General features: G+C 54.1%; 20 protein-coding genes and 1 tRNA gene. 13 read left to right on the plus strand and 8 right to left on the minus strand.

The window, feature by feature from the left end; translation table 11 throughout:
• Positions 1 to 14: 14 nt before the first annotated feature.
• The 5 genes from ACP9M6_RS11180 to ACP9M6_RS11200 all read left to right on the plus strand — a co-directional run bounded on the left by ACP9M6_RS11180 (position 15) and on the right by ACP9M6_RS11200 (position 4,825).
• Positions 15 to 548: a TetR/AcrR family transcriptional regulator gene (locus ACP9M6_RS11180; protein WP_427451123.1), complete on the plus strand. Its 534-nt coding sequence runs from the start codon at positions 15 to 17 to the stop codon at positions 546 to 548.
• 65 nt (positions 549 to 613) lie between these two features.
• Positions 614 to 2,314 carry an Hsp70 family protein gene (locus ACP9M6_RS11185; RefSeq protein ID WP_427451125.1) on the plus strand — a complete coding sequence of 567 codons (1,701 nt, stop codon included), beginning with the start codon at positions 614 to 616 and terminating at the stop codon, positions 2,312 to 2,314.
• 1 nt (position 2,315) lies between these two features.
• Positions 2,316 to 3,206, plus strand: coding sequence for a hypothetical protein (locus ACP9M6_RS11190; RefSeq protein ID WP_427451127.1), 891 nt, complete (start codon positions 2,316 to 2,318; stop codon positions 3,204 to 3,206).
• A gap of 9 nt (positions 3,207 to 3,215) precedes the next feature.
• Positions 3,216 to 4,028, plus strand: coding sequence for an exodeoxyribonuclease III (xth, locus tag ACP9M6_RS11195; RefSeq protein ID WP_427451129.1), 813 nt, complete (start codon positions 3,216 to 3,218; stop codon positions 4,026 to 4,028).
• The gene (locus ACP9M6_RS11200) at positions 4,025 to 4,825 is read left to right on the plus strand and encodes a DUF2145 domain-containing protein (RefSeq protein WP_427451131.1); all 801 of its coding nucleotides are present in this window, start codon (positions 4,025 to 4,027) and stop codon (positions 4,823 to 4,825) included. The genes xth and ACP9M6_RS11200 overlap by 4 nt, the downstream gene beginning before the upstream one ends.
• On the opposite strand, the gene ACP9M6_RS11205 is transcribed toward ACP9M6_RS11200, so the two are convergent.
• The 5 genes from ACP9M6_RS11205 to ACP9M6_RS11225 form a co-directional block, all read right to left on the minus strand.
• A complete protein-coding gene (locus ACP9M6_RS11205) occupies positions 4,822 to 5,535 on the minus strand; it encodes a DUF3137 domain-containing protein (protein ID WP_427451132.1) in 714 nt (237 codons plus the stop codon). The genes ACP9M6_RS11200 and ACP9M6_RS11205 overlap by 4 nt on opposite strands.
• A 235-nt stretch (positions 5,536 to 5,770) precedes the next feature.
• Positions 5,771 to 8,863 carry a valine--tRNA ligase gene (locus ACP9M6_RS11210; protein WP_427451134.1) on the minus strand — a complete coding sequence of 1,031 codons (3,093 nt, stop codon included), beginning with the start codon at positions 8,861 to 8,863 and terminating at the stop codon, positions 5,771 to 5,773.
• A 99-nt stretch (positions 8,864 to 8,962) separates the two neighbouring features.
• Complete coding sequence (locus tag ACP9M6_RS11215) at positions 8,963 to 10,387, minus strand: DUF2497 domain-containing protein (protein WP_427451136.1); 1,425 nt, start codon at positions 10,385 to 10,387, stop codon at positions 8,963 to 8,965.
• A 151-nt stretch (positions 10,388 to 10,538) separates the two neighbouring features.
• Positions 10,539 to 12,254: a TolC family outer membrane protein gene (locus ACP9M6_RS11220; protein ID WP_427451137.1), complete on the minus strand. Its 1,716-nt coding sequence runs from the start codon at positions 12,252 to 12,254 to the stop codon at positions 10,539 to 10,541.
• A 110-nt stretch (positions 12,255 to 12,364) separates the two neighbouring features.
• Positions 12,365 to 13,030, minus strand: coding sequence for a protein-L-isoaspartate O-methyltransferase family protein (locus ACP9M6_RS11225; RefSeq protein ID WP_427451139.1), 666 nt, complete (start codon positions 13,028 to 13,030; stop codon positions 12,365 to 12,367).
• 119 nt (positions 13,031 to 13,149) lie between these two features.
• On the opposite strand from ACP9M6_RS11225, the gene ACP9M6_RS11230 reads away from it, so the two are divergent.
• The 4 genes from ACP9M6_RS11230 to dprA all read left to right on the plus strand — a co-directional run bounded on the left by ACP9M6_RS11230 (position 13,150) and on the right by dprA (position 16,591).
• Positions 13,150 to 13,223, plus strand: a tRNA-Cys gene (locus ACP9M6_RS11230).
• A 327-nt stretch (positions 13,224 to 13,550) separates the two neighbouring features.
• Positions 13,551 to 14,507, plus strand: a complete 957-nt coding sequence (locus tag ACP9M6_RS11235) for a hypothetical protein (protein ID WP_427451141.1) — start codon at positions 13,551 to 13,553, stop codon at positions 14,505 to 14,507.
• Positions 14,508 to 14,890: 383 nt separating this feature from the next.
• A complete protein-coding gene (gene plsY, locus ACP9M6_RS11240; RefSeq protein ID WP_427451142.1) occupies positions 14,891 to 15,490 on the plus strand; it encodes a glycerol-3-phosphate 1-O-acyltransferase PlsY in 600 nt (199 codons plus the stop codon).
• A gap of 3 nt (positions 15,491 to 15,493) precedes the next feature.
• Positions 15,494 to 16,591 carry a DNA-processing protein DprA gene (gene dprA / locus ACP9M6_RS11245; RefSeq protein WP_427451144.1) on the plus strand — a complete coding sequence of 366 codons (1,098 nt, stop codon included), beginning with the start codon at positions 15,494 to 15,496 and terminating at the stop codon, positions 16,589 to 16,591.
• Here dprA and ACP9M6_RS11250 read toward each other — a convergent pair.
• Both ACP9M6_RS11250 and ACP9M6_RS11255 read right to left on the minus strand, forming a co-directional pair.
• Positions 16,588 to 16,980, minus strand: a complete 393-nt coding sequence (locus ACP9M6_RS11250) for a DCC1-like thiol-disulfide oxidoreductase family protein (RefSeq protein ID WP_427451146.1) — start codon at positions 16,978 to 16,980, stop codon at positions 16,588 to 16,590. The two genes, dprA and ACP9M6_RS11250, sit on opposite strands and share 4 nt — an antisense overlap.
• 105 nt (positions 16,981 to 17,085) lie before the next feature.
• Positions 17,086 to 17,283 carry a hypothetical protein gene (locus ACP9M6_RS11255; RefSeq protein ID WP_427451148.1) on the minus strand — a complete coding sequence of 66 codons (198 nt, stop codon included), beginning with the start codon at positions 17,281 to 17,283 and terminating at the stop codon, positions 17,086 to 17,088.
• Between the two features lie 172 nt (positions 17,284 to 17,455).
• On the opposite strand from ACP9M6_RS11255, the gene topA reads away from it, so the two are divergent.
• The 4 genes from topA to ACP9M6_RS11275 all read left to right on the plus strand — a co-directional run bounded on the left by topA (position 17,456) and on the right by ACP9M6_RS11275 (position 24,146).
• Entirely contained in the window at positions 17,456 to 20,053 is a 2,598-nt protein-coding gene (gene topA, locus ACP9M6_RS11260) for a type I DNA topoisomerase (RefSeq protein ID WP_427451150.1), read from the plus strand.
• A gap of 176 nt (positions 20,054 to 20,229) precedes the next feature.
• Positions 20,230 to 22,464 (plus strand): ribonuclease R, encoded by a 2,235-nt coding sequence (gene rnr / locus ACP9M6_RS11265; protein ID WP_427451151.1) that lies wholly within the window; start codon positions 20,230 to 20,232, stop codon positions 22,462 to 22,464.
• 48 nt (positions 22,465 to 22,512) lie between these two features.
• Positions 22,513 to 22,845, plus strand: coding sequence for a hypothetical protein (locus tag ACP9M6_RS11270; protein ID WP_427451153.1), 333 nt, complete (start codon positions 22,513 to 22,515; stop codon positions 22,843 to 22,845).
• Positions 22,846 to 22,871: 26 nt separating this feature from the next.
• Entirely contained in the window at positions 22,872 to 24,146 is a 1,275-nt protein-coding gene (locus tag ACP9M6_RS11275; protein WP_427451155.1) for a M24 family metallopeptidase, read from the plus strand.
• Here ACP9M6_RS11275 and ACP9M6_RS11280 read toward each other — a convergent pair.
• The gene (locus ACP9M6_RS11280; protein ID WP_427451157.1) at positions 24,143 to 25,735 is read right to left on the minus strand and encodes an AMP-binding protein; all 1,593 of its coding nucleotides are present in this window, start codon (positions 25,733 to 25,735) and stop codon (positions 24,143 to 24,145) included. The genes ACP9M6_RS11275 and ACP9M6_RS11280 overlap by 4 nt on opposite strands.
• Between the last annotated feature and the right edge of the window lie 84 nt (positions 25,736 to 25,819).

A 25,819-nucleotide genomic window follows, 5' to 3' on the forward strand; every position in this document is an offset into this window, starting at 1 on the left:
TGCACATGTTCCCCATGAACCAGCGCGAACATATATTGGATGCAGCCGAACGCAGGATGCGCGGCGCGGGGTATAATGCCGTGTCATTTCGTGATATTGCAGGCGATATCGGCATAAAGAGCGCGAGCCTGCACTACCATTTCCCGAAGAAGGAGGATCTCGGCCTCGCCCTTGTCCAACGCTATTCCGACGACTTCCACGAGGCTCTGACCAATCGCATCACGGACAACATGACCGCGAAAGAGCGGATCGGCGTTTTCGTGGACTTGCACCGCGATGCTCTGGTCCGGCAGAAACTCCTCTGCCTCTGCGTTGTCTTTGGCGCGGAAGCTCGTGGCTTGCCCGCGCCGGTTAATGCAGCCGTTGCCGCCTTTTTCACACGCAATATCAACTGGATGAGCAAAGCCTATACTGATGCAGGGTACCGTACGGCATCGTCTCGCGCGAAATCAGCCGTCGCCATGCTCGAAGGTGGCCTCGTCGTCGCAGATAGCGTGAAAGATGAGAGTGTTTTTGAAGCCGCTGCGGAATTCGTATTGCGGGATTGACCCTCCCGTTGACGGCCCTCATTACAGGCGGGACTAACATCTAATAATAGACTCATGGACCCCCTATGGCACTTGTCGGCATTGACCTCGGCACCACAAATTCCCTGATTTCCGTGTTCACGGATGACGGGCCGCAGCTGATCAAAAACGGTGTGGGAGCATTCCTGACGCCGTCCGTGGTGGGGGTGAATGATACGGGCGACATTATCGTGGGTGACGCCGCGAAATACCGCCTCGTCACGCATCCTGACAAAACGGTCGCGCGGTTCAAACGCGCCATGGGGACGGCGAAAACGCATAAAGTTGGCAAGAAAGATTATAAGGCGGAGGAACTCTCCGCCCTCGTCCTCCGGGCGTTGAAAGCCGATGCGGAAGCGGAATTGGGTGTGCCCGTCGAGAGCGCGATTATCTCCGTTCCCGCCTATTTCAACGACATCCAACGCAAGGCGACTTATGCGGCGGGGAAGATGGCGGGATTGAAAGTCGAGCGCCTCATCAACGAACCGACAGCCGCCGCCCTCGCCTATGGTCTGAACACCAAAGATGATGAGAATACGTTTCTCGTCATAGACCTCGGTGGCGGGACTTTTGACGTGTCCATCTTGGAAATTTTTGACGGCGTGATGGAAGTCCGCTCCAGCGCCGGCGACGCGTTTCTGGGCGGCGAGGATTTCACAACAGCGGTCGAGGACAACTTCCTCGAACAGCTTGGCAAGACGCGGGATAAGGTGAAGCCGAAAGAACTGGGACGTCTGCGGGATCTCGCGAATAAGGCCAAGCTCGGCCTGTCGGAAAAGCCTGACATCACGGTCAAGTATCTGGACGGCACGAAAGAAGTGGAACTCACACTCACCCGTGAAAAATTCGAAAAACTGACGGAAAAACTCCAGTCACGGATGCGGATGCCCTTGCAACGCGCGATTTCCGATGCGGGGCTGCGGAGTTCGGATATTGAGCGGATCATCCTCGTTGGCGGCGCGACGCGTATGCCGGTCATCCGCGCGATGGTGACGCGCTTGCTCAAGAAATTCCCGGAACATAGCCTTGACCCCGATGAAGTCATCGCCCTCGGCACGGGTGTGCAGGCAGGCCTTCTCGCACGGCATGAGGCGTTGGAAGATATCGTTATGACCGATGTCTGCCCCTTTACCCTCGGTACAGATATTGCCCGCGAAGTCGGGCCGAACCAGTATGAGAGCGGTTATTTCCAGCCTATTATTGAACGCAATACGGTCATCCCCGCCTCCCGCGTCGTCCGCAATTCCACCATCCGTCCGGGGCAGGATCATGTCAGCATTTCCGTCTATCAGGGCGAAAGCCCGCGCGTCGAAGACAATGTCCCGCTGGGCGATTTGAAAGTCTGGTTCCCCAAGGAAAAAGACAAACATCAGGATTTCGATATCCGCTTTACCTATGATGTGTCCGGCGTACTGGAAGTCCTCGTCACCGTCATTTCGACGGGCAAGACGGAGCAACTCATCCTCGAGGGCAATCCCGGCAGCCTGTCACAGGCCGACATCGCAAAACGCCTCAAGGAACTCGACAAGCTGAAAATTCATCCGAAAGATGTCGCGGAAAATGCCGCGATCATAAACCGCCTGAAAGCGGCCTATGAAAACCATCTCGGCGATATCCGCAACGCGATTGAACATAATCTTGTGCAGTTCGAGGCCGTCCTCGCCAAACAAAACGACACCGATATTAAACTCGCCCGCGAGAGCGTCATCAAATTCCTCGACGATCTCGACGCCATGGATGTGTTCTAAGGTGGCGCGACAATCCTATTACGAAGTCCTCGGCTTGGACGCGCCGCCAAAAGACCGGCGGGAGATCAAGAAAGCCTATTCCAAACAGCTGAAACTGACGCGTCCGGAAGAAGACCCGGAAGGCTTCATGCGCTTGCGTGATGCGCATGACCAAGCCTTGAATATGCTGGCCTACGCCGCGCAGGAAGCTGCCTATGTGGCCGAGGAAGAGGCTGTCCAAGCGGAAGCCATACCCAGCGTCACATTCGCTGATATGGTTGACGATGATACACAGGAAGAGGGCCCGTCCGCTTATGCAACGGGTCGGACACAATCCCTCGACGCCCCTGCACCAGACGCGGAAATTGAGAGCCCGACGAGCTATGCCATCGGCGCAACGCCGAGCCTCGACGCCCCTGTCCAATCGCGAGCCGAGCCTCCTCCACCGCCGTTAAACCAGGATATTCTCGACATCCTGAATACACCGGCAAAACGCAATGACCGGGGGAATTGGAATCAACTCTTCCAAAAGGCGCGGGCGCTCGACATTGATGATTATGTCGATTTCGAAAATCTGTTGCTGCACCGCATATTGGAAATTCACGGCTTTTATGACGAGAATAATCCGCATTTCGACGAGCCGCAGAAAATGCCGAAACTCTTCTCCGCGCCGATCACCGCCTCTCTGTTTAAAACGATGAGCTGGGATCAGGTCGGCAAGTTCAACAACCACCAAGCCTACCGCATTGAATGGCTGGAACGCCGGATGGGATTGCGGTTGAATCAGCCTGTACAACAGCCGATGGACACGTCATCAGAGTCAGGTGGTATGAGTCTTCAATGGCTTTGGGGCTTCTTGCTCATCGCCTTCGTATTCGCCAAATTCGTACAATTCATTGCCAACGCAGCCTGAGACCGAAACATGAAAATCGCCACATGGAATGTGAATTCGATCAAAGCACGGATGCACGCGGTCACAGCGTGGCTAGAATCCGCGCAGCCTGACATTGCCTGTCTGCAGGAAATCAAAACTGTCGACGAGGGCTTTCCCCGCATGGAAATCGAATCGCTCGGTTATAATATCATCACCCACGGCCAAAAATCCTATAATGGCGTGGCGATCCTCTCCAAACTCCCGCTGGAAGATATCCGCAGAGGCCTGCCGGGACAGGATCTGTTGGAAGGCGCGGAGGAAGATCAGGCGCGCTACCTCGAAGCCGTCGTCAGCACAAAGCGCGGCGCTGTGCGAGTTGCGTCCATCTATCTTCCCAACGGTAATCCGGTCGGTGAAAATCCGATGGAGAGCCCGAAATATACTTATAAACTCGACTGGATGAAACGGCTCAAGGCCCATGCGGAAACGCTGCTGCCGCTAGAAGAACGCCTCATCCTTGCAGGGGATTACAATGTCATCCCTCGCCCCGGCGACACCCATGACCCAAAGGGGTGGTGGGGCGATGCGCTGTTCCGGCAGGAAACGCTGGATGCCTTTCAAGCGCTCCGCAATATCGGGCTCTATGATATGTTCGATCAGTTTGATGGACGCGACGGGCAATACACATTCTGGGACTATCAGGGCGGCGCGTGGCAGAATAATCTTGGCATTCGCATCGACCACCTGCTCTGCTCCCCGCAAGCCATTGACCGCGCGACGGGCATTCAAATCGACAAACACGTGCGGGAGGGCGAGAAGCCATCAGATCATGTGCCCGTCATCGGGACATTCGACTTTTGAGTTTAGGCTGGAAAATTGCGATTGGGGCACTCGTCCTGCTTCTTATCGCAGTCTTCGGTTATGGCTGGCATATCCGGACGGTCTATCTCGGCTACGTTGCGTCAACAGATTCCGGAGACCCGCTCTTCCCGCGCGAAACGCTGGAGGATTACGGGCAGCAAATTCTGGATGAACTAGACCAAAAAAACGTGAAACTCGCGGTCATTTCCCGCTCAGGCCAAGCCCGCGAGAAACTGCCCGAAGGCGTCATGTTCACCCATAGCGCCTTTTTCCGGCGCAATGCGGCTGGCGGATACGATGTCTATAATCTCTATCACGGCGAGGAGAACCGCCTGCGCTCCACCCTCGTCACCGATACGCCCGCGGATTTCCTGCGGCTCTTACAGGAACGCGATGCAGGCATTCTTATTCCCGATACGGCGACGCAGGACCTGCTCTATGCATTTCTGGAAAGTCCGGAATATGACGCCGTGCATCAGCCGGACTATTCCCTGATTTCCAACCCGTTCGATCTACGCTGGCAGAATTGTAACGAATTGATGCTCTACGCGATTGCCGCCGCGATTTGGGAAACGACAGATCGGCAGGTTCTGCTGGAGAAATTGATGACAACCATCACACCGACGGAATTAAAAGTTTCGCCCCTCCGCCGTCATTACGGCCCGATGATTGATGAGCGCCTGATTTTGGATGACCATGGAGAGAAAGTGCTCACGACAACATTCGGGACGCTGACGCAATTATTCGAGACAACAGAGCGGCTGGATGAGAGTTACGTTCTGGCGTTTGAAAACTAGACCCGCCGTTCCGCCGGTTTCATCACGCCGTCAATCACATCGTAAATCGCGCCGATTTCATCCAGAATTTTCTGCGTCCGCGCGGTCTCTATCAACGGCTTGAACATCGACCCCGCCTCATAGCGATTGACCGTTTCCACCGCGATGAGGAGTTGCCCGCCCGTAAAGCCAAACCGGATTTTCTTACCATCGACAGATGTTTCCAAATCCACCAATCGCTGCATGAATGTCGGCGTGAGGAGGTATCGCGCCTCGACCTGATCCGTGCTGTAAGCTTCAAAGATTTTCTCAAAGACCGGATCGACGAGGCCGACACGTTTCATATCGCCTTTTTTCTTGCGATTGAACAATCCCTTGTCGCGCAGGACCACCGTGCGGCCCATAAACTTTTGATCAAAAACGATGACAAGAAGCTGGCCTCTGAAGGCTGTCGTCCAAGTCTCTTTACCATTTTCTCGCCCATGGCGCTTCTCTAAATGAGCTTCATAGGAGGCAAAGTTCGCGCCGTGGGCGCGGCCCTCAATTTTATCCTCGTAATCTCCACGATGATATCTTGGCAGCAAACCTAAATCATCGAATCCTGCATGCGGTCTGGAAAACCCCATCGTTTGCGAAAACGACCATCCTAAATACCTGCAAATACCACCGACGATATTAATCTTTGTATCAGCTTTAATGCTAGACAAAATCCGGTTTGCAATTCCGGCCATGGCGGCCATTCCAAAACCAAATAATGTAAAAGAATATATGAAGTTCTCTTCCGCATACCATGTGAGGCACGTCACCAATACAACTACTATGGCTATCAGTATACATACCCAAAATGTCTTTTTAACGGCGGCCAGACGTATAGTTTCGCCCTCTTCCAAGGCAGGCAGAATGTTGCGATTGAAATATTCGCTGAAGCCTTTTAGCTCCGCATGATGTTCGTTGAATTGATGCAATCTACGCCAACCCGTCAAGCGCGGCTTGCAAGGTTTCAACCTCGGCGACGTAACCCGCGCGGCGTTCCTTTTGCAGGTTCACAACCTTTTCCGGCGCTTTCGCGACAAAGGCTTCATTGCCGAGCTTGCGGTCGATTTTCTCGATCTCGCTTTGGGCTTTCTCGATCTCCTTGGAGAGGCGTTTGCGTTCGGCCTCCATATCGATCAGGCCCGCCAGCGGGATGGCGAATTGCACGCCGTCCACGACGGTTTGCAGCGACGCTTCCGGTGCTGTGTCGGCGAGTTCGACACGCTCCACCCGCGCCATGGGCGACAGTTGCGGGGCGTAGGTCGCGAGACGAGGGTCGAGCGCCTTGGCACACATGAGGAGCGGCGCCTTTTTGCTAGGCGGGATGTTCATATCGGCGCGGACCGAGCGGATATTTGTGATGAGCGTTTGCAGCCATGTGAGTTCAGCGACGGCATCCGCATCCACGAGGTCGTCGCCATAGGTCGGCCAATCGGCCACGATCAAATGTGTTTCGCGCGTGCCTCCAATCTTGCCCCACAACTCTTCTGTGATGAACGGCATGAACGGGTGGAGGAGTTTCAGGATTTGGTCGAGCACCCAGGCAAAGGTCGCTTTTGTCTCGTCTTTCTCAGCCCCGTCTTCGCCGGAGAGCAGCGGTTTGGACAGCTCCAGATACCAGCTACAGAATGTGTCCCATGTGAATTTATAGGCAGCATCCGCCGCGTCGTTGAAACGATAGGAGTCGATGCAACGGGAAATCTCCGCCGCCGTTTTCGCCGTCTCGGAAATGATCCATTGATTGAGGTTCAGAGTTGCACTTTCTGGCGCGAAATCCGTTGGAACACAGCCATTCATCTGACCGAAATTCGCGGCAGACCAGAGCTTTGTTCCGAAATTCCGGTAGCCCGCGATACGGTCGACCGACAAGCGAATATTGCGCCCCTGCCCGGCCTGACTCGCGAGGGAGAAGCGCAGCGCATCCGCGCCAAAGGCTTCAAATCCGTCGGGATAGGCTTTCTTCGTCGCCTTGGCGACTTGCGGCGCTTTCTCCGGATTTTTCAGGCCACGTGTGCGTTTCTCGACGAGTTCATCAATCGACACGCCATCGATGAGATCGAGCGGGTCGAGCGTGTTGCCAATGGATTTGGACATTTTCTTGCCGTTCTCATCCAAAACCAGCGCATGGATATAGACATCCTCAAACGGCACCTCATCCATGAAATGCAAGCCCTGCATCATCATCCGCGCGACCCAGAAGAAGATGATATCGAAGGCGGTTACGAGGGTGGAGGTCGGGTAGAAGCGGGAGAGTTCCTCCGTGTTCTCCGGCCAACCGAGCGTGGAGAAGGGCCAGAGACCGGAGGAGAACCAGGTGTCAAGGACGTCGGGGTCTCGATAAATAGGATAACCTTTAAAATCAGAATTAAGATTATCCATCGCAGAGATAAATTCGCTTTCGCTGTCAACGAAATATGTATTCATCCCATGATAGTAGTCATTGAATTTTAGCTCAGCTTCATTCGCATTTTCAGCACATATAAAATGCCTTTCGTCAGGAAGAATTTTTCCTCCTGTATCATCGCCTTCAACTCTTTTTGGTCCATACCAAGCAGGTACTTGGTGACCCCACCACAATTGCCGCGAGATGCACCAGGGCTGGATATTCTCCATCCAGTGGTCATAGGTTTTTGTCCAGTTTTCGGGGATGAAGCGGGTTTTTGTTCCCTCCTCTCCGCTGTCACCCCGCACGGAACTCAGTGGAGATGCGGGGCCTGACATCTGCGTGCCTTCGTCAGCGTTTTCGCGTTCCGATAGGTCCCGCATCTGCGGGCTATCGCCCTTGTGCGGGATGACATTAGGAGAAGAACGAGATATCGCCCCCATCGCCTCACCCGCCAGTTTCTCCGCATCGACAAACCACTGATCCGTCAGCATCGGTTCAATCACGACACCGGAGCGATCGCCATAGGGCTGCATGATTTTCTTGTCTTCCACGCGAATGAGTAGCCCTTCGGCGTCAATATCCGCGACGACTTCCTTACGTGCCTTGAATCGGTCCATGCCTACATATTTCGCGGGCATGATCTCTGACTCGATCATCTCACCGCGCGGTCCCATCAGGGAATACATCGGGATGTCATTCCTTTTCGCGACTTCATAATCATTAAAGTCATGCGCGCCCGTGATCTTCACCGCGCCAGAGCCAAAATCCATATCCGGATATTCATCCGTGATGATCGGGATCAGGCGGTCGGCGAGTGGCAAACGCACCATTTTCCCGACAATCGGGGCATAGCGTTCATCATCGGGATGGACCGCCACCGCGCCGTCACCCAGCATGGTTTCGGGACGCGTCGTCGCGATGGAAATATAGTCGCGTTCTTCCGACAGCGTGATATTCCCGTCCTCATCCTTCTCGACATAGGTATAGGTTTCCCCGCCCGCGAGTGGATATTTGAAGTGCCAAAAATGGCCGTCCTTCTCGATATTCTCGACTTCCAGATCGGAAATCGCGGTCTGGAAATGCGGGTCCCAATTCACGAGCCGTTTGTCGCGATAGATCAGGCCTGCCTCATACATCTCGACAAAGGCCTTGGTCACGGCATCGGCCATCTGCCCGCCCTCGCGCTCGCCCAGCGTGAATTTGGAGCGGGACCAGTCACAGGAGGAGCCAAGACGGCGGAGTTGTTTCTCGATCATGCCACCGGATTCCTCTTTCCACGACCAGACATGGTTCAGAAACTCCTCACGGCTCATATCCTTGCGGGCGCGATTCCCTTCAGCGGCCAATTTGCGCTCGACCACCATCTGCGTCGCGATTCCGGCATGGTCCATGCCCGGCTGCCAGAGCGTCGCCTTCCCCTTCATCCGGTTATAGCGGATCAGGATATCCATGATCGTGTTGTTGAGCGCATGACCCATATGCAGGCTGCCCGTCACATTGGGCGGCGGAATCACGATGGAGTAATTATCATCTTTTGTGTCACCCGGCTTGGCGGCACGCGGTTTGAAATAGCCGTTGCTCTCCCACATCTCATAGAGACGTTGTTCCGCCGATTGAGGATCGAAGTTCTTGTCGAGCATGATATAATTCCAAAGCAAAACCCGCCCCTGTAATAGGAACGGGTAGTATTTCGGCGGGCTTAGCCCACCTCAGCAGAAAATTGAAGGGGTGGCTTTCCCCTACTTCCCCGACGAGATGCGTTTGACCTCTTTGGCCACCGCGCGCTCGACAATGCCTTTCAGATTAGCGTCGAGCCAATCTTTGAGCATAGGGCGAAGGGCTTCCTGTACGAGGTCGCCGATGCGCGGGCCGCGCTCGTTAAAGACGGCCTTTTCTTCGACGACGGAATTGAGTTCCGCGAAAGCGCCAGCGGCGGCGGATTCAGTTACGTCGTCGAGGATAGTATCAGTATTTACGGCTTGAACGGGCATGGAAGGCTCCTTTGAGGGCGGCACGGGTTCTGGTGTTTCAGTTTGAGTCGAAAGGGTTGGCGTAATATCTTGAGGGTCAGCGGCATCTTCGGAAACGGGCTCATTGCCCAACGACGTTGCACCCAAAGCTGCAAGACCTGCCCCTGCGGCCGCCAGACCAGCGGTCGCAGCCAAGGGGTTAGGCGCAGATACGGCAGCTGTTTCAGCTTCAACCGCATCGGCTTGGGCCGCCGCGGCAATATCAGCAAGAGATGGAAGCTCGTCCGCCGTCTCGGCTGTTTCAATTTGCTCAGCAATATCATTGGCTTCAAGATTAGCCAATTCATCCGCCGCAACAGTGTCGGGCGTCACGAGATCAGTGGCAATGTCCAGATCTTCGGGATGGGACTTTATCTCGTCATCCAGCGTCATATTCAGAATATCGCTGAGAATATCTTCTTCAATTTCCTCTGCGACCTCAGGTTCATCTGACTCTACAGGCTCTTGCACAGCTTCAGCTTCGATTTCCGGAATAGCGAGAAGCGAATCGAGGTCATCATCTGTCTCGAGACCGAGCCCTTGATCATCGGATAGATCCGCCATCAGCGTTTTGACCAATTCAAGATCTGGATCATTGTCAACAGTTGCGGCCTGTGGCGCTGTCTCTTCAACATCGCCCAGATCTTCATCCGGCGCGAGGAGGATACCGTCGAGTAAGGCATCCATCTCATCCGTATCAGACTTATCTGACATAGGTGGCGCTAAGTCTTCGGACCGGGCTGTGTAAGTTTCGATCTCCGCCTCCGGTGCATCGGCTTCCAGCGGAATTTCCATACCAAGCATATCGAGGATGTTTTCGTCAGGTTTCACATCCTCTGACGCGTCGGCAAGATTCATATCTGAGAGAACCGCTTCTACATCTAAATCAACAAGCGTTTGTTCTGCGTCAACAGTCTCGGCCACGGCAAGCGGATCATCGACTGTATTCAGATCTTCAAAATCCACCTCCACGGTCTCAATTTCCGCATCGGATTTCAGGTCCACAAATACATCTTCCGGCGACTCCATGGCAACGGGTTCGTCCTCAGATATAATTTTCCGAATAGAGGCCAGAATATCTTCCATGCTCGGCTCACCCGAAGACACGCCGTTATCCTGAAGATTATCCGGTGAACTTGGCGTCTGTTCAGACATAAACCCTCATATTCCTGCATTTTAGGCTGATTTGCCCGTCAAGGCAGTCCCCCGACAACCTCATTTATCTCTAAATGGTTAAGACAACACGTCTGACTTGTCCAGACGGGCCTCGACTTAATTCAGTGGAGAATTTTGAAAAGTTTAAAAATCAGTCTTTAACTTTAAACTCAGGATCCACGACGCCGTCCGCATCCCCGTCTAAGAGCGGATCGTAAGGCGGTGCCGATGCCGGCTTAATCGGTTCAATGATGATCTCAGGATTATCCGTGCGCAGGCGCGGGTCATATTCGGGATCCTGATTACTGATATAATCCAGCGCTTCCTTGGCATCCGTACCAATACCGCCAAGCCTATCACCCAAATTATCCAGAGATTCACCGAGGTCCGATTTTCCAATCAAAGTCACCGGCACACCAACCGCATCATTCACAATATTCGGGACCTGGCGTCCGATCTTTTGAACGAATTCCGGCACATAAGCATCAGCCGCTTCGGCCAAACCGTCATAGGAAATGGCATCTAAATTCTGTTCCGGCTGATAACGGTCAACGTCCAAGCGAATGCCCTCAGCATCGAATACGCCAATTGTGGAAAGCAGGCTGTAAGTCGCGGAATTCAGTTCACGCTGTGCATTCACAACAGAAAGCCGCGCATTCAGCACTTCCTGCTCCGCATCCAAAACATCCAGTTGTGTCCGCGTCCCGACCGTTTGTTCTAGTGTCACACCCTCAAAAGCAACTTCGGCAGCGCGCTGTTGACGCTCTGACGTGTCAAGAACGATACGCGCGGCTTCCAATTGCGCCCAAATTTGCGTGATAGTTTGATCCACCGCGAGTTCCGTATCACGCGTCTCAAATGCCAGCCGTGTCTTGGCGTGTTTGGCCTGTCTGACGCGAGACTGGTTCTGCCCGCCGGAATAAATCGGAATCGTTATATTCGCTGTAAGGGCTGCATTATCCGACTCATTAAATCCTAAAAGCTGATCACGGCTGCGTGATAAGCTACCATTCAAAGAGACCACTGGACGACCCGCTGCTTTGGCGACGTCAATCGCTGCCCGGGACGACGCTTCATTGTAATAAGCGGCCATCAGCTGCGGGTTATTATCGCGGGCGGCTGTTATGGCGTCCTGCAAGGTAGGCGGTATAATAAACTCTGGAGGTTGAGACAAATCACGCGGCAAACGTCCGACAATCCGAAAATAAGAGGCACGTGATGCGGCGAGTTGTGCATCGGCCTGCGCAAGGCCTGCTTCGGACAGCGCGAGTCGTGATTCGGATTGCGCAATATCGGTCCGCGTTCCCTCACCCACATCGAAACGATCCGTGGCGGCCTGTAACTGGCGGGACAAAACGCGGACATTGTTTCGACGGATACGGGCGGCCTCTTCGTCCCGCAAAACATCCACATAGGCATTGGCGGCAGCGGTAAAAATATTATTTTCCTGTGCCCGCAAACCTTCGCGGGCGGATAAAATACCCAGTTTCGCCTGACGCTTCAGGGCTTTAACCCGCCCGCCTTGATAAAGCGGTTGAACGACCTGAACGGCCCCCTGTTTTGGCGCGCCATATTCAGTATTTGTCCCCTCCGCTGGCGGACCGAAAAAACTGTCCTGCGCCGGAGTTTCGATCCAGGCCTTAGAATAAGAGCCACTTCCAGAAATCGTAAAACGCCCCTGCGCGCGGGCCTGAATATAATTTTCATCGACCTCGCGCAGGCGTGCCCGTTCGGCCAGAAGTCGCGGGTTTTTATTATATACCGAGACCAATGCGGATTGCAGATCTTCGGCAGAGGCCGTCTCAGGGATAGCAACCAAAGCGCAAGTGCTGATAAGAAGAGTAGAAAGACAGATTTTTAAGGACACGAGAGAGCTTTCGACACACAGACGGGATTTAAAGCCTCTATAATCGTATCACGGTTAAATTGTACCTAATGACTGCAGCAATACACCTATGCAGTCCTGAAGGGGTCAAATCAAAACGTAAAGGCGGGCTTAGGCTCAAAACCTGGCAGGAAAGAGGCGTTGGAGTCGAACACAACGCGCTCGCCAACGGCTTCACCTGACTTGCGGAAAACTGTTGCATGACCAACTGGCCCGTTCTGTATGATACAAACCAATCGTCCCCCATCCGCGAGTTGCGAGAACCACGGTTGATGAACAACTGGCAGGGCGCCATTTACGAAAATAACGTTGAAAGGCCCATGTTCGGTGGCACCGGATTTCAAATCACCTTTAACAATGGCGGCATTAGAAATATCAATATCCACAAGAAGCTCTGTCGCGCGGTCAACCGCTTCATCCGTGGATTCTAGGCCAACAACTGTATCGGCCAGCTGTGCCAGGATGGCCGTCGAATATCCACGCCCGCAGGCGATATCGAGAACGACATCTGTGGCCTCAATATCCGCAGCCTGTACCAATTTCGCCAGATCACGCGGGGCCAACATGATACGCCCCTCATCCGTTTCAATATTGCGGTCAGCATAGGCGAGCGCTTTTTTGGAGGTCGGCACAAACAGCTCCCGCGGCGTCTGGCGAAACGCGCGCAAGATATCCAGATCTGTCACATCGGCCACGCGAATCTGAGATTCAATCATGGCGTCCCGCATCGGGTTTCTGGGAAGAACGGCATCAGTCATGTTAAAGGGACTCGCTTGGGTCAATATTTGACAGCGCTATAGCCCCCACCGTCAAAGGCCGCAATCAGCTATTGCGGACGACGGGCGGTTTGATTATAGGCTGGCCTCCCACCACGCGAGGTACCATGGCGGAGTGGTGACGCACCGGATTGCAAATCCGTGTACCCCGGTTCGATTCCGGGTGGTACCTCCAATTTTCTTAATGACATAATTGATCGCGAGCCCCAAAGGCCGTGCGATGCCACGTGAGGTTGGGCATAAGCACCCGAATAATTCGCGGTTTTCTTATATGGGGTTTTAAAAAAGCTGATATTTGATCAGCGTCCTTATTTAAGCGATTTTAAGCCGCTCAACTTTGCGCAGTTAACTCACAAAACTGGCGGACACATACTTTGGCCAATATTCAAGACTTCAAACACTCAGACCTCGACAATCTGATGCCTTGGAACTATGTCGAGGAAGGTGAAACGGTTAAAATTTAGGGGCTAACATGTTTCGTAAAATCTCTATTCTGTCGGGCTTGGCCATCATGGCGGTGGCTATTTCGCCTGTTAGAGCGCCTGCGCAAGTCACCGATAATTGTCCGGTCACCGTCGAGCAAATCGCCTATAACATGACCTTACAAATTGATGCGGGCCAGCAGCTCGATCCAAACCAAGTCTTTGCAGTCGGGCGCGATGCGAGCGTGTATTGCCCTGACCGTTACAATGCGCAGGGGCTGGCGGCAGGATTACTCTTGCGGGTCTATGCCGCTGCGCAAACCCCAAAACAGAAAAAAGACATCTTGCAATATGTCATGAGGGCCGTGTCCTTGAACGATCTCAACTATGATAAATCAAAGGAAACACTGATTAAACAACCGGATGGCAGCACAAAACCTCTTTATACCCATTTCAGGGTGACCGGATATTTAGAGGATGTTATCGCGCCGGCTTTTGTTAAATTGGCCGCCTCTGGCGAGGACATGTCAGCTTTAATCGCGCCGGATATGACAAGCTGTCCCTATGCCCAAGATCAGCAAGAGCGCGCAGCAAATGAGGCCGATTTCCTAGAAGATTCCGCAGATGGTATGAAACCTAAGGAGATCACAGCCGTCGCGGATAGGATTAAGGCCCTTAAAAAAGTCTGTACCGAGCAAAATGCGCGTCTGACATCTGCGCTTGGAGAGCTATACAAAAAAGCCGCCACGCAACTGATCTCAGCGGGCAATGATGCCCAAAAGTATCGAGGAGACCTGGCGAGTATGCCGATCTTTGAAAAGGCCGCCGCCAGCGTAGAGCGGGCCAAGCCTTATATGCAGGCTCAATTGGCTTTGCCAGATGACGGGACGATTACCGATATTGACGACATTCAGTCCCATACGGAGTTGCAATTGTTACAATTTGAGCGTTTTTTAACGCGCTATGAGATAGCCATGACTTGCCGTAAGACGCAGGGAAGCTTCATACAAATTACCGATCCATGCCCAACACCTTAAATCCTATATTCCTAGTTGATCACGGATGCGTTTCGTTAGGGAGCGGAGGTGGATTATTTTGGCTTCCTATGCTGAAGAATGCCTTCGTAGATATCCCGATTGGAGAATGTCAATGTTCTGCATCCATAACTCGACGAATTACTTCCCCGCAGGTAATTGCCACAGCGCTCTGTGTCTGGCGTCAGCGCGTTGGAGGTGTATTGAATAGTCAATTCTGAGAGAATCAAGGGTAGCAGCAAACCTTACCAGCGGCGTATTTTGGGTGTTTTAAGACACTCAGCTTAGATCTGCTTTTACTATACAATGGGAACCTGGAAAATAAGCCTAAGCTCACCTTGAACACAAAAGTTGACTCCCTTCCCGTCGGATAGCACTTCACTCCCATGGAAACTCTCATCGCAATTGTCATCGGCTATCTCGCAGGTTCTATCCCCTTCGGCCTCCTCCTCGCTATGGCATCCGGTCAGGGCGATATTCGTAAGATTGGGTCCGGAAATATCGGTGCGACGAATGTTTTGCGGACGGGGCGTAAAGATATTGCGGCGATTACGCTCTTGCTGGACGCGGCGAAGGCCGGACTGACAGGATGGCTGGTTCAGCATTATATGGGTGCACCGCTGGGCTATATCGCGGCGGCGGCAGCGTTAGTTGGACACTGCTATCCCGTCTGGTTGAAGTTCAAAGGCGGTAAGGGTGTTGCGACATTCTTCGGCGGTCTCTTTGCGCTGGCTTGGCCCGTAGCCATTGTCGCCGCGATTGTCTGGTTGGGCACGGCTGTCATCACGCGTCTCTCCTCACTCGGTGCTTTACTGGCCTGTGTGATTGCAAGTGCGGCTGCTTGGTTCCTCGTGCCAAATGCGGCCGCAATCATGTCCAGTTTTATGGCGGTCGTTATTCTCTGGCGGCACCGCGAAAATATGGGACGTCTCATCCGCGGTGAGGAAAGCAAGATTGGCCAGAAGAAGACAAAAGAGCAAAGTTAAGTCGTGCCTGAGCTTTCCTTTACCGAACGCCGTGACTGGCTGCGCCTGATCCGGACTCGCAATGTCGGCCCCGTCGCGTTTCGGGACCTCATCAACCGCTATGGCGATGCGGCGACAGCGATTGACGCCCTGCCCTCACTCATCCGTAAGAAACCACTTTCCGTGCCGACAAATGAGCAGGTTGAGCGGGAAATGATGTATTCCGATCAAATGGGCGTGCGCCTGATTTGCGCCGTGGAGCCGGATTTTCCGCGATATTTACGCGCGCTCGACCCGCCGCCGCCCGTAATTTCTGTCTTGGGCGATGCATCCCTCCTCAACAAACCTTGCGTTGCTATCATCGGGTCTCGAAATGCCTCCGCGATTGGACAACGCTTTGCAGGTACACTGGCGGGGGAGTTAGGCCGCGCGGGACAGACGGTCGTTTCCGGCCTCGCGCGCGGTATTGATGCGGCGGCACATGCCGCGTCGATTGAAACGGGGACCGCCGCCGTTCTGGGTGGGGGCGTCGACCACATCTATCCCCGCGACAATACGGACCTCTACCACGCCATTCGCGAAAACGGCGCGATCGTCAGTGAAAGTCCGCTCGGCTACCGCGCGACAGCCCGCGATTTCCCGCGTCGCAACAGAATTATCTCCGGCCTCTCACGCGGGGTCGTGGTGATTGAAGCGGCGGAACGGTCGGGCACACTCATCACGGCGCGCTATGCGCTGGAACAAAACCGCGAAGTCATGGCGGCCCCCGGCTCCCCGCTAGACCCGCGCACAAAGGGCTGTAACCGCCTCATCCGGCAGGGCGCGCATTTGATTGAGAGCGCGGAGGATGTGCTCAATATTCTTAGTGGACTAAGAACATTGGAGATGGAGGAGCCGCGCAACGGATTCGATGCGCCGCGCTTTGATGTGCAAGCCGCCGCAGCCGATATTCGCAAAGCCGGTCCGGTCATTCGCGCCCTGCTCTCACCCACACCGACGCCGCGAGATGATATTGTCAGGGCGTCAGGATTGCCGACACCCATCGTCAATGCCGTGCTCTTGGAAATGGACTTGAACGGCGAGATTGTTGTGGAGCCGGATGGTCGCGTCGCGCTGGGTTAATCCTCAGCGATATTATTAATCTTTTTGGAGCCCATAAGCTTCAGCGTCGTATTCCGACCAAATCGCAAAAACGGATAGAGGAACTTGCTCCTCGTCGGACTCTCAAACACCCATTTCCCCAATGTGCGAAACGCCCCACGTTCATCCGTCAGGATCGCCAGACGGTTCACCGCGTCACCGCCATAGAAATACTGTCCGTCCAATTTCACGACCATGCCTTCGTCCAAGTCGAGTTTCCGCGCCGTTATCTCGGCAATAATCGGATGATCGCCGCGCGCGTCTATCAGGTCGACATCATAGGATTCCCTGAGACGAAGCATCTTCGCATAGCGGGTACAGAACGGGCATTCTCCGTCATAAACGATCTGGATGGGCGTTTTGTTTGACATATTTTCCGTGTCGTCATTTGTGACGCAGATACCCCGCGTAACGTCTTGACGGAATACATACACACAGCAGACTTAACGGGCAGCCACATAGATGCATATCAGATATCAGTAATCCTCGACACTGTGACCGGACAGAACGTCTTCAATATCGCTGGCCAATTGCGTATGTCCGGCCATGTCCGACATTGTGGCGAGACCCGAGAGCAGGTTCAGCACATATTCGGCCACTTCCTTGCTGGTCTTACCCGCAGCGGCCGCCGGCTCTGCGGCATGGGTTGTCTGAGTATTGTCCTGTCCGACCATGGTCTTCCCCTCAACTTAATCACGTTCAAAAGTTGTATAAATGAGGATTGCATCTATGCAAGCGAGAACTGTACGAATGTAGGGGGTCACGACATCTCCCATTTTCGCGTCGGTTGACATTATATTGTCCCTCCCCCAAATGCCGCGACGCTCCTAAATCAAGAAGACTGTTATGAATCTCGTCATCGTCGAGTCGCCCGCCAAGGCCAAGACCATCGAAAAATATCTCGGCAAGGATTACAAAGTCCTCGCCAGTTTCGGCCATGTCCGCGACCTGCCGTCCAAAAATGGATCCGTGGACCCCGAAAACGATTTCGCGATGAGCTGGTCCGTCGATACGCAGTCCAAGAAGCGCATCAAGGATATTGAAGTTGCGCTCGGCAATGCCGACAAACTCATCCTCGCGACCGACCCGGATAGGGAAGGTGAAGCGATTTCGTGGCATTTGCTGGAAGTGCTGTCCAAGAAGAAAGCGTTTAAAGGCAAGCCTGTCGAACGCGTCGTGTTCAACGCTATCACGAAAACTTCCGTCACCAATGCTATCGCGAACCCGCGTCAGTTGGATCAGGAACTCGTCGATGCCTATCTCGCACGTCGGGCGCTGGATTATCTCGTGGGCTTTACGCTCTCACCCGTGCTTTGGCGCAAATTGCCGGGCGCACGGTCTGCCGGACGGGTGCAGTCCGTTGCGCTGAAGCTCATCACGGAACGCGAGACCGAGATTGAGCGGTTCGACCCGCGCGAATATTGGACTGTGCAGGGCTTGATGACAGCGAAGGGCGGGAACTTCCCCGCACGGCTCGTCACACTGAACGGTGACAAGCTGGATAAATTCTCACTGAATAATGAAGATCTGGCGATGAAGGCAAAAGCCGCCGTCGACACGGCTTCATTGTCTATTACGAATGTCGAAGCCCGACCCCTCACACGCAATCCGTCCGCACCGTTCATGACATCTACCCTGCAACAGGAAGCCTCACGCAAGCTCGGCTTCTCTGCCACGCAGACCATGCGCACAGCGCAGAAACTCTATGAGGGTGTGGATATTGGCGGCGAGACGACGGGTCTCATCACCTATATGCGAACCGACGGGATCTCCATGATCGGCGAAGCCATTAGCGATTGCCGCGCGACCATCAAGAATGAATATGGCGAACCGTACCTGCCCGGTCAGCACCGCGTTTATAAAACCAAAGCCAAGAATGCACAGGAGGCCCATGAGGCCATCCGCCCGACCAGCTTTGCCCGCACACCGGATTCGCTAAAACTCTCCGGCGATATGGCCAAACTCTATGACCTGATCTGGAAACGCGCCATGTCGTCCCAGATGAGTTCTGCCAAGTTGGAACGCACGACGGTCACGATTGAGGACAGCGCCAAAACCGTGGGCCTGCGCGCGACGGGCCAAGTCGTCCGCTTTGACGGGTTTCTGAAAGTCTATGAAGAAACCCAGGCCAAGAAGGACGACGGCGACGAGACGGATAATGATCTGCCCGCCGTTGAGGCCGGACAATCCGTTAAACAATCCGACGTCGCAGCGAACCAGCATTTCACGCAGCCCCCGCCCCGCTATTCAGAAGCCAGCCTCGTCAAGCGGATGGAAGAACTCGGCATTGGCCGTCCGTCGACCTATGCGTCTATCCTGAAAGTTCTGCAGGACCGGGGCTATGTCACACTCGACAAGCGCCGCTTCACACCCGTAGACAAGGGACGCCTGCTGACGGCCTTCCTCGAAGAATTTTTCAACAAATATGTGCAGTATAATTATACCGCCGATCTCGAAGAACAGCTAGATAAAGTCTCCGCCGGTGACCTCGACTGGCTGACCTTGCTCAATAATTTTTGGACCGAGTTCTCCGCGACTGTGGACGGCACGAAAGAATTGCGCGTGACGCATGTGCTCGACGCGCTGAATGACTCGCTGAAAGATATTGTCTTCCCCGAGAAGGAAGACGGTACCCCCGCCCGAAAATGTCCGAAATGCGAGACGGGCGAATTGTCGCTAAAACTCGGCAAATTCGGCGCCTTTGTCGGCTGTTCCAACTATCCCGAATGTAAAATGACCCGTCCTTTTGGCGGAGAGGAGCAGGAAACGATTGAGGACATCGTCCTCGGCCAGCATCCCGAAACGGAAAAAGATATCGTCCTGAAATCCGGTCGTTTCGGACCCTATGTCGAGATGGAAACCGAGAAAAAGCCGAAGCGCACGAGCCTTCCCAAGACTTGGCCACCCGACGCGATGGACCTCGAAAAAGGGATCATGCTCATCAATCTGCCGCGCAAAATCGGGCAACATCCCGAAGACGGCAACCAGATTATCACCGCCCTCGGTCGCTTTGGTCCCTATATTAAACATAACACGACCTATGTCAGTTTGAAGGAGCCGGACGAGATGTTCACGGTCGGGATGAATGACGCCGTGTCGCGCATCGCCGATAAAATCGCCAATCCGGGCCGTGGCCGCAGTGCCGCCAAAGTCCTCAAAGACCTCGGCAAACACCCGTCAACAGAGAAGCCCGTCCAGATCATGGAAGGCCGTTATGGTCCTTACGTAAAATACGAAAAGATCAACGCGACCATCCCGAAGGGCCAAGACCCGCAGGATGTGAATATCGATATGGCGCTGGAATATATCGCGGAGAAAGAGGCGAAGTCGCCGAAGAAAAAACCAGCGCGGAAGAAAGCAGCGGCGAAAAAGAAGCCCGCTGCAAAGAAGAAAGCGCCTGCTAAGAAAAAGTCTCCGGCAAAGAAACCTGCCGTGAAAAAGTAATAATTGATTTCCATTTTCCGTCATTACCGCCCTTGTCCCGGTAATCCACACTGAACTTTCGAGCATCTCATGGATTACCGGGACAAGCCCGGTAATGACGATAAATAGTATATTATGGCATAGCGGCGCACTCCGCCTCCCTTGACCTTTCGCCCCGCACCGCCGACATGCGGGCCATGAAATTAACGAAAAAAACAATACTCGACACGGTTCGAGAACGCCCTGACTTTTACGATAACAAGAAACTGGCCCGCGCCCTTGGCGTGAAGGGCGATGACCGCCGCGAATTGCGGCAGCTCCTGCGCACGCTTGTCGAGGACGGCGCGCTGAAAAAATCCGACCGCAAGACCTTCCGCGAGGCCGATGCCCTACCCGGTGTCATGGTCATCAAAGCCACCCACCTGGATGATGGTGACCTGATGGGCGAGCCTGAGAGTTGGAAGGGCGACGGCGCTGCGCCGAAGCTCCTCATTCGCGACTCAGGCCCGACGGGCGGCAAGCGTGGCAAGCGGGACCAACGCGACACATTGAGTGTCGGCGACCGCGCGCTCTGCCGGATCAAGGTTCGTGAGAACGGCGATATCATCGCCTCAGTTATGAAAAAGCTCGGCGCGGGTCCGACTGAAAATCTTGGCGTTCTTTACAAGGGCGGACGCGGGTGGCGCATTCAGCCCGTTTCAAAGAAAGCGCGCCACGATTACAAACCCGTTCGCGTACCGGATGATGCGGAAGATCAGGACCTCGTCAAATTCCGGTCGAGCCGGAAAAATCAAGGCGATCTCCGTCTGGCAGAAATCACGGAAATTATCGGCTCGGCTCTCGGCGGAAAATCCGCGAGCATTATCAGCCTCCACGAAAACGATATTGAAACCGTATTCCCGGATGCCGTGATTGAGGAAGCCAAATCCCTCACCCTGCCCGAAATCGGTGGCCCGCGCGAAGACCTGCGCGATCTGCCCCTTGTCACGATTGACCCCGTTGATGCGAAGGACTTTGACGACGCCATTTTCGCGCGGCCTGATGAGAGCGGCAAGAATAAGGGCGGTTGGATTTGCTGGGTCGCGATTGCCGATGTGTCGGCCTTTGTTACGACGGGCAGCGAGTTGGACAAGACCGCACGGCGGCGCGGGAACTCCGTCTACCTCCCCGATGCGGTCGTGCCGATGCTCCCGCATGAACTCTCATCAGACCTCTGCTCCCTCCGCCCGCATGAGGACCGCGCGTGCCTCGCCGTGCGGATGGTGTTTGATAAGACGGGCGTGAAGCTACGCCACACGTTCAAACGCGGCATCATGCGCAGTCATGCCCGCCTGACCTATCGACAGGCACAGGACGCGTTTGAAGGGCGTGCAGGCGATGAGGCGGAACCCGTGCTGGACATCCTCCAAAATATCTATGCGGCTTATGCAACACTCAAAAAAGGCCGTGACACCCGCGCGCCGCTCGCAATTGAATTGCCCGAACGTCGCGTCCACGTGAATGATAAGGGCGAAGTCACCAAGATCACGCTGCGCGATCGTTTCGACGCGCATAAACTGATTGAGGAATTTATGGTGCAGGCTAATGTCTGCGCGGCGGAAAGCCTGTCGGAGAAGAAGACGCCGAGCATTGTACGATTGCACGAAGAACCCTCCCGCGAAAAACTCGGCGGGTTAGTGGATTTCCTGCCCGCACTCGGCTTGAAATTCTCACTTGGCGAACGGACGACCACGGCGCGGTTTAATAAATTGCTGGAACAGGCTGAACAGAAAGACTTGTCTGAGACGGTCAGTATGGCGGTCCTGCGGAGCCAATCCCAAGCCAATTATAGTGTCGGCAAAGGTGGGCATTTCGGCCTGAACCTGACGCATTATACGCATTTTACTTCGCCCATCCGGCGCTATGCCGACCTGATCGTTCACCGCGCCCTGATTGATGCATTCGATCTCGGCGAGGACGGGATGGACAAAGAAAGCCAATCTCGCTTGCAGGAAATTGCCGAACATATTTCTGCAACGGAACGCAAAGCGATGGTCGCAGAACGCGACGCGAAAGACCGTTATGTCGCCGCTTATCTCGCGGACCGTGTCGGGGCAGAATTTGACGCACGGATTACGGGCGCGACAAAATTCGGCCTATTCATCACGCTGAAGGAAACAGGCGCAGACGGCCTCATCCCCGCTCGCTCACTCGGTCATGAATATTTTGCCTTTAACGAGAAAACCAAAGCTCTCGTCGGCGTGGAGAGTGGCGACACTTATAAATTCGGTCGCGCGATAAAGGTGAAACTCGAAGAAGCAACTCCGGTTACCGGCGGATTGATTTTCGAAATGGTCAGCAAGCCCGAAAAAGGTAAACCGCCAAAACGCAATCACCGTTCCGCCAGTTCAGGTCGGTCACGCGGGGCGAAACATAAACGCAAGCGGCGTTAGGTTTGCGGGTTTTGAAACGATCAGAGCGTTATCTTGTCGGGTAGAGGCGTGCTCATACGGTCTGCCGTGGCAGGTTTTATCGCCGGGGCGCTCCTCGCGACCCTCATAGGCATATTGGGGTATCGTCTTTTCACAGATGACGCAGCCTTCATGGCATCGTCCGTTGGGTTGGGCATTGGTAATATTGTCGGCGGAAACGTCGCGGTTCACTTCGGGAAATCCAAATATCTGGGCCTTATTATGGGAGCGCTTTTTGTGGGGCTTATGCTCGCAAATGTCGTGTCTTTTGAACATCCCGGATGGTTTATTCCTATCACATTCGTCTGTTTGGCGATTGGCACGGCTTTGGTTTATACAATGGAAGAATATAAATCGACCTAATCCACATTCGGCAAAGCAGGCGTAATATGACAGTTTTATCCAAACGAGAGCTACTGGTCGGCGCGGGCGCTGTTGGTCTGAGTGGATTACTTGGATGTCAGCAAGCATCGCAACCCGCAAGCGCGACCCCTGCTGTGACCACGCTCAAATCTCTCACAACCAACGCGCAACCCATCTCAGTTACGGAACGTCAAGCCCGTATCGCGAAAGCGCAAACCCTTATGCGAGAACGCGGGATTGGCGCTTTAATAGTCGAAGCCGGGTCCGCTCTCATCTATTTCACGGGTATTCGCTGGTGGCGGTCCGAGCGATTTACAGGCGCAGTCATTCTTGCCGATGGTGGCTTCGCGATCATCACACCCTATTTCGAGGAACCGTCCATCCGCGAAAGTATGAGCTTCGGCGACGATGTTCGCACATGGCATGAGGACGAGTCCCCGTTCAAACGTATTGTAGATTATCTACATGAGAACAAGGTGTTGGACAAACCTGTTGCTGTCGAAGAAACGGTTCGCAACTTTATTCCTACGGGCATTAAATCTGAAAATGCTGACATTAAACTCGTCTCCGGTCAGCACATCACGCGCGGGTGTCGCATGTTTAAATCCCCTACTGAGCTCGCACTGATGCAGACTGCGAATAACGTTACCTTGGCCGCATACCGGCATATCTATCCGATGGTCGAAGTCGGGATGACCCGCCACGACATCTCCGCGATGATGAGTAAAGCGACGACAGAATTGGGCGGTTCCGTCCAATTCTCCATGACCCTCGTTGGGCCGTCCAGCTCCTTCCCGCATGGCAGTGAAATCGAATATACAGTCAAAGAGGGCGAAGTCATCCTGATGGATTGCGGGGCCAGTGTGCATGATTATGAATCAGATATTTCCCGCACATGGGTCATGGGCGAGGCCAATGCGGAACAACGCCGCGTCTGGAACACCGTGAAACGCGGACAAGAATTAGCGCTGGAAACGGCGCAAATCGGAACGCCAGCAGGACGCGTGGATGAAGTTGTTCGAGACTATTACACCAAAGAAGGCTTTGGTCCTGATTACAAAACACCGGGCCTGACCCACCGTCTGGGCCACGGCATCGGGATGGACGGCCATGAGCCTGTCAATTTCGTTCGCGGTGAAAAGACACCGCTGGCACCGGGGATGTGTTTCTCTAATGAACCCGGCATTTATCTTCCGGGCAAATTCGGTGTTCGGTTGGAAGACTGCCTCTATATGAGCGAAGACGGACCCGTCCTGTTCTCCCCGCTCTCTAAATCTATCGACGACCCGTTTGCGCTCTAAGCCGGCTCAATAATTCCCAGTGCTTCCTTGGCTGTGCGGGTGACAGCAATATAATCCAGCTTACCCGTCCCAAGAACGGGAACGGTTGGGACGGAGACAATTTTTTTCGGGACAGCCAATTCTGCGACCCCATGCGTTTGCGCCCAACGCAGAAGCTCGCCGCGGTCCGGGTCTTGGTGGTCGGTAATCAAGACAATCTGCTCGCCCTTTCGCTTATCCGGCACAATCGCGGCGGCATGCATATGGTCCGGCCAAACGGCGGAGGCGCAATTTTCGACGACGGTCAGGGACACCATTTCGCCGCCGATTTTGGCAAATCGTTTTAATCGCCCGCGAATAACGTAATAGCCTTCCGCGTCGACGGACACGACATCACCCGTATCGTGCCAACCTTCGTTCAATTCTTCAATCTGGCCCGGATTTTCAGGACGGATATAGCCTTTCATGATATTGGGTCCCTTCACCCAGAGGCGTCCGCCCTCACTCAGACCTTCAACAGGCTCAATCCGTGTTTCAATACCAGGCAGCATTTTGCCGATAGTCCCGGCGCGAATATCGCCTGGTTGGTTCGCGGCGAGGACGGGTGCACATTCCGTCACGCCGTAACCCTCCAGGACCTCGAAGGAGAAACGCTCCTCCGCCGTCTTGCGCGTCTCCTCGCGCACGCGCTCCGCCCCGCACACAGCGATCCTCAGAGAGTTCAGGCCACCATCCGCACTGGCCCGCATATACTGTTGAAGAAATGTGTCCGTCGCGAACAGCACGGTCGATTTCGTCTTAAATATCCGTTTTGCAATCGTCTTTGTCTGAAGTGGAGATGGATGCAATACAACAGGATGACCGCTGAAAATCGGCCAGAGCGTCCCTGCCGTCAGGCCGTAACAGTGAAAGGTCGGCAGCGGGTTGAAGAAAATATCCGTCGGCTCCAATTTCACATGTTCTTCGATCTGTTCAATATTGGCGAGGATATTGGCGTGACTCAAGACAACACCTTTTGGATTGCCTTCCGTTCCAGAAGTAAAGAGCACGACACCCGGATCATCCGGCGAATCATGTGTCATAAAGAGCTGCGGTAGGATTGGCCCGATGATGGCCCGCATCTTTCCTTTCAGCCCAATCTCTTCTTTTAAATCCTCAAGATAGATAATCTCTACGACCTCAGAGAGTTCCGCTATAAGCGCAGATAATCCGGCAATATCAATGAATTTTCGTGCAGTCAGAATTGTTTTCAAGGGTGCCGTCTGAACAGCCGCTTTAAGATTCTTTATGCCTGCGGAGAAATTAAGCATGGCTGGGTTACGATCCGCCGCATGTATCGCCAGAAATGCAATCACGGCCCCGGCCCCTGTCGGAAGGAAAATTCCGATATTATCATTATTATTAGTCCGGTCCCGAAGGGGCGCAGAGAGCGCAAAGGCGGCCTGCCGCAATTTCTCATAGGTAAACTTCGTGCCGTCTCCATCCGTGACAATCTCAGTCTTCGCCCCATGCGTTTTGCAGGCGGAGAGAAAGGCTTCAAACAGGCTTCGCCGTGTTCGCTTTTGCCCTTTCTTCGAGAACGCCTCGGAATGTAGAATCTCGGTGTTCAAGCCGTTTCCCCTTCTATGCGCGACTCTTTGGCCGCATTTTAGAAGACGCTAGCGCAGTTTCTCAGCCAGCGCAAAAAACGGTTC

Origin of the sequence: Litorimonas sp. WD9-15, from assembly GCF_050271975.1 — a bacterium.
Classification (GTDB): Bacteria; Pseudomonadota; Alphaproteobacteria; order Caulobacterales; family Maricaulaceae; genus Litorimonas.